The following is a 9,859-nucleotide window of genomic DNA, read 5'->3' as shown; positions in this document are numbered from 1 at the left end:
TTACACGCTTGGCAACAAGACATTAACAGAGTGCGAATTAGTCCTTGACTATGTTTGACTACATTTTAAGGAACAGATCAAACATGCGGGCACATCTTTCAGTCATTACCCTTGCGGTAGAAGATTTACAACGTGCACTTGAGTTCTACCGTGACGGTCTAGGGCTTGCCACTGAAGGCATTATTGGTCAGGAATTTGAACAAGGTGCTGTCGTATTTTTTGAACTGCAAGCGGGGCTAAAACTGGCATTATGGTCTAAACACAGCTTACAACAGGACATTGGCTTCGCCCCTGCCGAACAAGGCACAGCACAAATCACTTTGGGCCATAACGCACATAGCCCACTTGAAGTAGATCAGGTATTAAAGCAAGCGCAAAATGCAGGTGCAAAAATTTTAAAACCTGCACAGAGCACCTTTTACGGCGGCTATGCAGGTTATTTTCAGGACTTAGATGGTCATATTTGGGAAGTCGTTTATAGCCCTTGCTGGGAATAAACCTTTCACTAAAAATATGTCCTTTTAGTGAAATATCGCTTGAAGCACGGTATTTAAGTATTTAATGCAGGGTCTTCACGGGTATGCCGATCGACCACCACACTGATCATCATATCGCCCTGCACATTCACCACGGTACGCACGGTATCTAGTAAACGATCTATGGGCAATAAAATTGCAATCGCCTCTGCGGGCAAACCAACCGACTGCAATACCATAATCATGGTCACCATTCCTGCACTAGGAATACCTGGCGCACCGAGTGAGGCAATCATGGCCGTCGCACAGACAATCAGTTGTTGCCCTAAACTTAAATCCAGCCCCATTAAGTTGGCAATAAACAGTGCTGCGGCCGCCTCATACAAGGCCGTTCCATCCATATTCAATTGTGTACCTAGCGGAATCACAAAGCCTGCTGTTTGCGGCCGTACACCTAAATTTTCCTGTGCACATTTCATAGACAGCGGCATGGTGGCCGAACTGGAACTAGTGGCAAAAGCAGTGATCAGCGCCGCACGTGTACCTTTAAAAAAGGTGATCGGATCCATCTTGCCAAAAACCCATAACAGCAAAGGCAACACCACCGCACCATGAAAAATGGTGGTACCTGTCACAACGGTGGCAAACTCTGCCAAACGGCTAAGTACTGAAATATCTTCAGTGGCGACCAACTTGGCCAATAAGGCAAAAATACCAAATGGTGCCAGTTTCATTACCCAACCAATCATCAACATCATAATTTCAAAGAATTGCTGGCTGAGTTTACGAACCGTTTTAAAATGCTCACCGCCTTTAACCAGCGCCACACCCACCAACAAGGCAAAAATCACCACCGCCAAAACATTGCCTTCAGCAAAAGCTTTAAATGGATTGATTAAGGTGTTTTGAATGAAGTTGGTAAAAAAAGAAGAGGGTGTGAGCGTGTCTGGGGTTTGATGCTGCGCCATCGCATCCTGAAACATCACAATATCCACACCTTTGCCGACAGCAAATAAATGTGCACAGGCCAAACCTAAAATTAAAGCCAGTGTGGTGGTAGTAACACAACATGCCAAAGTAATTTTCCAGACTCGACTTAACTGCCCCACGGCTTGTAAATTCGATACCCCGACCACAATCGAGCTAAAAATAAGCGGGATTAACAGCATTTTCAGTAAGCCGATAAAAATACTGCTCACAATGCCTATGCCATACAAACTGGCTGAAAAAAATGCGGTATCTGGAAATAAATTCAGTATAAAACCAAACACCACACCCAAAATTGCGGCAATGAATATTTGTGTATTGAGGCTCATACGCTGTTTAATTTTTTAATATGATGTGTGGACTATGCCATGCAGCGTGGGTTGAATCGAGAAATATTTTTAGGCACAGCCCAAACGCAATTATATAAGCAATAAAAAACCGACTGCATAACAGTCGGCCAATTAAGGTAAATTTCACCCAAAATGTATTATTGAGTTTCAATTTCACGTAAACGAATCAGACCTTCTTGGCTGGTACTACACACCAATTCACCATTTTGCCACATGCGCCCAAAGTTCAAACCACGTGAACTGCTGCTAATGGTCGCATCCATGTCATATAACATCCAGTCATCTACACGGAATGGCTTATGGAAATACATGGCATGGTCAATACTGGCACACTGCAAACTTGGCGATAAATAACTTAAACCATGTGGGCGAAGTGCTGTCGTCATTAAAGTTAAGTCTGAATAAAATGCGGCAATAGCCTGATGTAAAGAGACTTCATCCACTTCTGGGGCAATCGCATCGTGTGTGCGAATGTAGTGCGCATAAACAGGCGCTTCAGGCTGGGGTAAAAAAGGATTGCTCGGGTTAATTGGACGAATTTCAACATGACGATCACGCATAAAACTGGCGCGAACGTTTTCAGGTACAAATTCAACAATATGCTGTTTTAATTCAGCTTCATTTTTTAAAAGTTCAGCGGCTGGATAATTCGGCTCTGAAATTTGATAGTTCAAGCCTTCTTCCAATGGCGCAAACGACACCATTGCCGTAAAAATAGTACGTCCATGCTGAATCGCACGCACCTGACGGCTAGAAAAACTTTTACCATCACGTAAGCGGTCAACTTCATAAATAATGGGTGCATTGACATCACCACCAAATAAGAAATAAGCATGTAAGGAGTGCGCAGGACGATCTGTAGTATTAGAAGCAGCACGCAAAGCCTGTCCTAAAACCTGCCCACCAAAGACACGCTTGCCTACCAAGTTGCGGCTAATGCCTCGATAGATATTTTCTTCCAACTTTTCTAAACGAAGAAGTTCAACCAATTCTTGCGTAAGTGCGTTCATGACTAACCTTATTTATGGCCAAGCGGCGGGATGTTGCAGCGAAATCGATTCAGAAACTGAACCGTAAAATCGTAGCGCTATTTTGCCATAAATTCTGAGTATTTTACTCATCTAAGACTGACCCTTGTGTCACCCTGAATTACGTTTATTTTGCTAAAAAGACGATTTTTAACGATAAAATCTAACAATATTCATGCAAATTATCTAAAAATGCTGTGCCATTATTAGATACAATGGCGCAAAATAAATTCCCTACCAGCTAGGGACTTGGGTGATGAAGTAGGAGTGAATATGTCCAAGCGTGGTTTTGGTCAAATGTATCGTCAGCTTTCAGGCAAGCTGCTTGACCTTGTGGTGACACCGCATGTTCTGGGTGAAGTCCCTGTCAAGGATGCAGCAAATGCAGACTCAGATACCTCACGTACTACCATCACCTGTTATGTATTGCAGAACCACTCTCGCAGTAATGCCTTGGTCGTTGATGGTGAAACACGTCGTTTAAAACTCAGCCCTGCGCTGGATCCTTTAGTGATGGGTTCACATAAGGAAAAAGCCTCGATTCTGTTTTTACAGCATCACGATGAAAACAACCTACTCAATCCACCACCTTATGCTTTCCCACCACGCTTGCTGCGTTTAATTGAACAATTAGAACAGCACCCAGAAATTGATATTGAGTTGGTGCCTGTAACCGTGTTGTGGGGACGCTCTCCCGACAAAGAAGATTCATGGTTTAAATTGCTGTTTACCGATACATGGGCAACCCCAGGTACAGTCAAACAATTGATGAATATTGGGGTACATGGTCGTCAGTCTTATTTGGAGTTTCATGAGCCGCAATCTTTACGTGCTTTGATTGAACATGCCAAAACCGAGCATCCCAACCTGTCGCCTGCGACCTTTATTGTCAACACCCTAAATAATTATTTAGATGGGCAGCGTGAAGTCGTACTTGGTCCAGACTTGTCTGACCGTCGCAATGTCATGCTCAGCCTGATCAAGTCTCCCGATGTGCAAGATGCCATCCGTCGTGAAAGTCTACGCAGTAAAATTAGCGTGATTGAAGCTGAGCGTCGTGCGATTGGTTATCTGAACGAAATTGTGTCGGACTACTCGCATGCAGCAGTACGTTTTGCCGATATGGCACTGACCCGCTTATGGACACAATTATACGATGGCGTAGAAGTGCATAATTTCAGCACCGTGCGCGAACTGGCCAAAGATTATGAAATTATCTATACCCCATGTCACCGTAGTCATATCGACTATTTGTTGCTGTCTTATGTGATTTACAAACGAGGCATGATGGTGCCGTACATTGCGGCAGGTGACAACCTAAATATGCCATTTGTCGGGCAATTGCTTCGTGGAGGCGGTGCGTTCTTTATTCGTCGTACCTTCCGTGGCAATGGTTTATATACCACTGTCTTTAAAGAATATTTGTTTAGTATTTTGTCACGCAATACGCCGCTCGAATACTTTATTGAAGGTGGACGTTCACGCACAGGCCGTTTGTTGCCACCTAAAACAGGCATGTTGGCCATGACCATTCATAGTCACTTACGTGGTCGTGCTAAACCGATTGCTTTTGTACCAACCTATATTGGTTATGAACGCCTGATGGAAGGCTCAACCTATGTGGGCGAAATGCAAGGCAAGCCAAAAGAATCTGAATCGCTAATGGGCATTTTAAAAACCATGCGAAAGATTGAACGGATTTTTGGCAAGGTGCATGTCAATTTTGGCGAACCTGTGTTTTTAGATGACGTACTAAAACAACACGATGCAGAACACATCAGCATTGAAAAAAATGATGATCCAATTCCGCCACAAGTTTCAGATGCGGTAAACACATCAGCACATGCGATTTTAGAAAACATTAACCGTGCTGCGGTAATCAACCCTGTCTCATTGCTGTCTTTAATTTTACTGGCGACACCAAAACACACGCTAGATGAAGAAATTTGCGAGAAGCAGTTAGATACTTACCGTAAGCTGCTCACTGCCCTGCCTTATGATGAGCGCACCCAAGTCACTCCATTGTCAGGCAAAGAAATTATTGCCTACGGCTTAAAGCTCAAACTGATTAAACGCGTACAGCACGTATTGGGTGATATTATTGCAATTGCAGATAATCAGGCGGTACTGCTCACCTACTTCCGCAACAACATTTTGCATGCCTTTGTTTTGCCATCATTAATTGCGGCGTTGGTAGAACACAACGGTTCGATTCGTCGTGGCGATCTCATCAATGTCATTCGTACTTTATATCCATTCTTGAAAGCTGAATTGTTCTTAAAATGGCAAGATCAAGAGCTTAAAGAAAAAATTTGTGCGTATGTAGAAGCTCTAATTCAGGCCAAATTAATTTCTGAAGATGCAGAAGGCAATTTAATTTCTCCTGCACCAAACAGTGAAGATCATAACCAACTGGTGGTCTTGGCTGCACCTGTGATGCAGAGTTTGGAGCGCTATTACATGACCTTGGCTTTAATCACACAACGTGGTTCAGGCAATATTTCTGCACGTCAGGTCGAAGAATTGAGCCACTTGGTCGGTCAGCGTTTGTCGGTGCTGTATGAATTTAACTCGCCTGAATTCTTTGACAAAGCCTTATTCCAAAGCTTTATCAAAGTGCTGACGCAACAGGGTTATATCAGTACCAATAGTGACAATGCGATTGTGTTTGACGACAACTTTAAAAACGTCGCACAATATGCCAACTTGGTTTTAGATGATGTGACTTTGCAAATGTTACAACACATCACCACCTTCAGTGATGAAGAGTTGCGTGAAGCCTTAGATGCACTGGCTGCACAGCAAGCGAAAAAACGCTTGAAACGTAAAAAGAAATAGTTTTTAAAGTTCCTTCTCTTGCACCCTATATGGCGCAAGAGAAGGAATTTTTATTATTCTATTGCAGCGAATAACTTTGCATAATCCTCAAAGCAATCTGCATGCTCTAACTGAAATCCAGTTTCCTCCATCCGCGTAGCAAAAATCCTTTTCCCCGTTTCCTGCTCACTTTCCAGCACCAACTCAGCTAAAGCACATGCACGCTGAAGTTTTAAAATGATTTCATGCAAAGGCTGTGGCTGATTATTGCTACAGATATATGATTTTGCAGGATGTACCACGTGAAGTAAATCTGCCAAGAAGCTTGCCAAATCATCAATATGAATCCGATTTGACCAATGTATATTGGGGTAACTTTGCGTGCTTCCCACAAGTTTGAGCATTCGTGCAACCGAAGTACCATAAATACCTGAAGGGCGCACAATCACACATTGTTCAGGGTAAGCCTGTTGCCACAATTGCTCCATTTGCAACAATATTTGCCCTTGTGCATCACTCGGATTAGGCACCGTATCATCATCTATACATTCACCTGCATTGTCGCCATAGACTCGTGTAGAGGACACCACAGTGATTCGTTTTACAGGATGAGCTTTTAAGGCAGCTGCAATCGGCTGCACAGAATCTACATAAGTGTGTTGATACGCCGCTACAGGACTCAAAGCCGTATTTCGTGATGGTGCAAGCAGTACATAAACAGCATCAATAGGTTGAATATGTGATAAATCGAGCTGATGAATCTCCTGAACAAGATGCGTCATATCAGGATCTGTTTTCGGACTGCGGCTAATTGTGGTAATTTGATGACCGAGCGTAAATAGTTGTTTTGCAACACGCTGCGATGTTTTACCATAACCAATAAATAGAATATGCATTCAGCACCTAATCATAGCATTTGAAGTTGAGGGGACATGGCTGCAGTCCATCAGTTGCAAGGGGTAGGCTCTGCCTCTGCTGCATTACTCGAAAAATTAAATATTTTCACCACAGATGATTTACTGTTTCATCTACCGCGTGATTATGAAGATCGTAGCATGATCATCCCCATGAACCAATTGAGTGTGGGGCGCAGCTATTTACTCGAAGGTGTGGTCAAAGGAGTGGATTTCCCTCCTGGCAAACGCAAGTCGATGGCAGTCAATTTAGAAGATGAATTTGGCAAAATCACTTTGCGTTTTTATCATATTTATAAAGGTATTACAGACCGTGCCAAACATGGCAACCGTTTAAGAGTATTTGGTGAAGTACGCGTGGGTGCACGTGGTTTGGAAATGTACCATCCCGAACTGCAACTGATTACCGAACATACCCCTCTGCCTAAAACTCAACTGACTGCAATTTACCCAAGTACTGATGGACTGACTCAGGCCAAATTACGCGAATACGTCAAACAAGCTTTGGCACAGCATAGTGATGATTTACCCGAGCTGCTGCCTGAAAAAATGACCAATGGCTATGCACTCAAGCAGGCACTGGACTATATTCATCATCCGCCCACCGATGCCAATATGCTACAATTGGCGCAAGGCTCACATCCTGCACAGCAACGCCTGATTTTTGAAGAACTGGTAGCACATCAAGTCAGCTTACTGACCCGCCGCGCCTATATTCAGCAAATTGCCTCGCCTGCATTTTCCCCTAGTCAAAAACTAGCACCTGCTTTACTCAGTAGCATGCCCTTTCAAATGACAGGCGCACAGCAACGGGTTTCACATGAAATTATGCAAGACCTGCAGCGTAATAAACCCATGCTGCGCTTGGTACAGGGCGATGTTGGTGCAGGTAAAACCTTGGTCGCTGCGGTTGCTGCGTGCCATGCCCTAGAAGAAGGCTGGCAAGTTGCACTGATGGCACCAACTGAAATTTTGGCAGAACAACATTATCTCAACTTTAAAAAATGGTTTGAGCCGCTTGGCTTAACTGTGGCATGGCTATCAGGTAAACAAAAAGGCAAGGCACGCGCTGCAGCTGAACTCGCCATTCAGGATGGCAGTGCCAATTTAGTCGTTGGTACACATGCGCTGTTTCAGGACAATGTGCAATTTGCCAAACTGGGTTTGGTGATTATTGACGAACAACACCGTTTTGGGGTCGATCAACGTTTGGCCTTACGCAATAAAGGCGCCAACCACACCACACCGCATCAATTGGTCATGACTGCAACACCTATTCCACGAACATTGGCGATGTCTGCCTATGGTGATTTAGATACCTCTGTCATAGATGAACTGCCGCCAGGACGCACACCTATTCAAACTGTGACTATTCCGCTAGATCGACGTGAAGAAGTTCTACAGCGCATTGCCAGCAATTGTGCCGAAGGCAAACAAGCTTACTGGGTCTGTACTTTGGTAGAACAGTCTGAAACTTTGGATGCACAAGCGGCTGAAGCCACTTTTGCTGAAATTAAAGAGCGCTTTACTGAGCTGAATATTGGACTGGTACACGGCAAAATGAAAGCCGATGAAAAGCAGGCGGTGATGCAGCAATTTAAAGACAACCAATTGCAGTTACTGATTGCCACCACTGTCATTGAAGTCGGGGTCGATGTACCTAATGCCTCCATTATGGTGATTGAAAATGCCGAGCGCTTAGGGCTTTCACAACTACATCAGTTACGTGGACGGGTTGGACGTGGTGCCAAAGCCAGTTTCTGTGCGCTGCTATATAAAAACCCACTCTCACAAAATGGACAGGAACGTCTACGGATTATGCGTGAAACCAATGACGGTTTTATCATTGCAGAAAAAGATTTAGAACTGCGAGGCCCTGGTGAGTTACTGGGCACCAAACAAACAGGTGCTATGGGCTTTCGAGTCGCTAAATTAGAACGGGATGATCATTTACTGGCACAGGCACATCATGTCGCACAGCAAATTTTAAAAGATTATCCTGAACATGCCGAAGCCTTATTGAAACGCTGGTTGCCTGAAGCACCACGTTATGCCTATGTTTAAATGCAGGATCATGCGATGCGTCTGGATTTAACTGTATTACAACGTGGGCTTGCCTTGTTCAAGCCACTACAACGCTGTCAGTTATGTCATGTAGATGCGCCATGGCAACATGCGGTCTGTCAAATCTGTTGGCAACAACTGCCTTGGCGCAGTCAGCCTGTTCAACGACAAGAAATGCAGATTCAAGTCGCATTTGATTATCTTTATCCCATCAATCGCATGATTCAACAATTCAAATATGAACAACAGTTACAGTACCAACTGCTGTTAGCAGGTGCATTACAGCAATTGCGCTATGACAAAATTCAGGCAATTGTGCCTATGCCTATTTCCACTGCACGCTTGGCCGAACGTGGCTATAACCAATCTTTAGTGCTGGCTAAGTCTTTGGCTAAACATCTAAATGTGCCCATTTGGCAACCTGTGACTCGCTTGCAACAGCATGCACAAAAAGGCTTAAGCCGCTTAGAGCGTCTGGAAGACATTCATCAGCAATTTCAAATTCAGACTGTGCCTAAAATTCGTTATCGTCGGGTTTTAATTGTAGATGATGTGGTCACAACAGGCAGCTCAATTCACGCACTGAAACAGCAATTGCTTAATCTTGGCTGTCATAAGGTCAATGCGGCATGTGTGGCCAGTGCTGAATAAAGTACCTAGTGCTTTAACCCTCAAAGTGACGCCATTCAACAATTAAAAGACACAACCTTACAAGCATTTGCCGTGTGCGAATTGTTGCTTTAACCAAGGCATCACCACCTCACGGGTCAGAGGTGCCAGCAAAGTGTCTTGATCATCTAAATCAACCCACTTCATTTCGGCAATTTCAGCAGCAATTTGAGGTGCTTGATCAATCTGCACCCAATACACATAACTGACTAAACGGCTGTCAGGTTCATTGGCTGTTGCGGTTTCATAACGTCCAATGAATTGTTGAATTTGTGCCTGACAGCCAATTTCTTCCGCGATTTCACGCAACATGGTCGTTTCAGGTGCTTCATTGGGTTCTAATTTGCCACCCACCTGCATAAAACAATGGGTATGCCGTTTACGTACCACCAATAACTGCTGTTCAGCATTTAAAATAATCGCCGCCGCAACAGTAATGGTGTGAGGATGAGTTTTATACATGTGCTTACTTGGTCAACTGTTCCTTAAAATGTAGTCAAACATAGTCAAGGACTAATTCGCACTCTGTTAATGTCTTGTTGCCAAGCGTGTAA

At 44.0% G+C, this 9,859-nt stretch carries 8 protein-coding genes; 4 read left to right on the top strand and 4 right to left on the bottom strand.

Annotated features, from left to right (window positions below):
• Positions 1 to 83 precede the first annotated feature (83 nt).
• Positions 84 to 497 carry a VOC family protein gene (locus HHA42_RS12635; RefSeq protein WP_168419475.1) on the top strand — a complete coding sequence of 138 codons (414 nt, stop codon included), beginning with the start codon at positions 84 to 86 and terminating at the stop codon, positions 495 to 497.
• Positions 498 to 550: 53 nt separating this feature from the next.
• On the opposite strand, the gene HHA42_RS12630 is transcribed toward HHA42_RS12635, so the two are convergent.
• Together HHA42_RS12630 and HHA42_RS12625 are read right to left on the bottom strand one after the other, a co-directional pair.
• Positions 551 to 1,792 carry a dicarboxylate/amino acid:cation symporter gene (locus HHA42_RS12630; protein ID WP_168419476.1) on the bottom strand — a complete coding sequence of 414 codons (1,242 nt, stop codon included), beginning with the start codon at positions 1,790 to 1,792 and terminating at the stop codon, positions 551 to 553.
• 158 nt (positions 1,793 to 1,950) lie between these two features.
• Positions 1,951 to 2,823: an acyl-CoA thioesterase II gene (locus HHA42_RS12625; RefSeq protein WP_168419477.1), complete on the bottom strand. Its 873-nt coding sequence runs from the start codon at positions 2,821 to 2,823 to the stop codon at positions 1,951 to 1,953.
• Positions 2,824 to 3,114: 291 nt separating this feature from the next.
• Between HHA42_RS12625 and plsB the strand changes: the two genes are divergently transcribed.
• On the top strand, positions 3,115 to 5,679 hold the full coding sequence (gene plsB, locus HHA42_RS12620; protein WP_168419478.1) for a glycerol-3-phosphate 1-O-acyltransferase PlsB: 2,565 nt from the start codon (positions 3,115 to 3,117) through the stop codon (positions 5,677 to 5,679).
• 53 nt (positions 5,680 to 5,732) lie between these two features.
• On the opposite strand, the gene HHA42_RS12615 is transcribed toward plsB, so the two are convergent.
• A complete protein-coding gene (locus HHA42_RS12615; RefSeq protein ID WP_168526746.1) occupies positions 5,733 to 6,554 on the bottom strand; it encodes an NAD-dependent epimerase/dehydratase family protein in 822 nt (273 codons plus the stop codon).
• 36 nt (positions 6,555 to 6,590) lie between these two features.
• On the opposite strand from HHA42_RS12615, the gene recG reads away from it, so the two are divergent.
• Both recG and HHA42_RS12605 read left to right on the top strand, forming a co-directional pair.
• Positions 6,591 to 8,636, top strand: a complete 2,046-nt coding sequence (gene recG, locus HHA42_RS12610; RefSeq protein ID WP_168526744.1) for an ATP-dependent DNA helicase RecG — start codon at positions 6,591 to 6,593, stop codon at positions 8,634 to 8,636.
• Positions 8,637 to 8,651: 15 nt separating this feature from the next.
• Complete coding sequence (locus HHA42_RS12605; protein ID WP_168526741.1) at positions 8,652 to 9,287, top strand: phosphoribosyltransferase family protein; 636 nt, start codon at positions 8,652 to 8,654, stop codon at positions 9,285 to 9,287.
• Positions 9,288 to 9,344: 57 nt separating this feature from the next.
• On the opposite strand, the gene HHA42_RS12600 is transcribed toward HHA42_RS12605, so the two are convergent.
• The gene (locus HHA42_RS12600) at positions 9,345 to 9,767 is read right to left on the bottom strand and encodes an NUDIX domain-containing protein (RefSeq protein ID WP_168526739.1); all 423 of its coding nucleotides are present in this window, start codon (positions 9,765 to 9,767) and stop codon (positions 9,345 to 9,347) included.
• Positions 9,768 to 9,859: the final 92 nt, after the last annotated feature.

The sequence above is a fragment of the Acinetobacter sp. A3 genome, from assembly GCF_012371415.1.
GTDB lineage: Bacteria > Pseudomonadota > Gammaproteobacteria > Pseudomonadales > Moraxellaceae > Acinetobacter.
The sequence above is the reverse complement of the archived record's forward strand: the minus strand, read 5'-3'. Positions and strand labels throughout refer to the sequence as shown.

Coding starts and splice junctions, on each gene's coding strand:
- HHA42_RS12635 (WP_168419475.1), top strand. CDS start 84: ATGCGGGCACATCTTTCAGTCATTACCCTTGCGGTAGAAGATTTACAA.
- HHA42_RS12630 (WP_168419476.1), bottom strand. CDS start 1,792: ATGAGCCTCAATACACAAATATTCATTGCCGCAATTTTGGGTGTGGTG.
- HHA42_RS12625 (WP_168419477.1), bottom strand. CDS start 2,823: ATGAACGCACTTACGCAAGAATTGGTTGAACTTCTTCGTTTAGAAAAG.
- plsB (WP_168419478.1), top strand. CDS start 3,115: ATGTCCAAGCGTGGTTTTGGTCAAATGTATCGTCAGCTTTCAGGCAAG.
- HHA42_RS12615 (WP_168526746.1), bottom strand. CDS start 6,554: ATGCATATTCTATTTATTGGTTATGGTAAAACATCGCAGCGTGTTGCA.
- recG (WP_168526744.1), top strand. CDS start 6,591: ATGGCTGCAGTCCATCAGTTGCAAGGGGTAGGCTCTGCCTCTGCTGCA.
- HHA42_RS12605 (WP_168526741.1), top strand. CDS start 8,652: ATGCGTCTGGATTTAACTGTATTACAACGTGGGCTTGCCTTGTTCAAG.
- HHA42_RS12600 (WP_168526739.1), bottom strand. CDS start 9,767: ATGTATAAAACTCATCCTCACACCATTACTGTTGCGGCGGCGATTATT.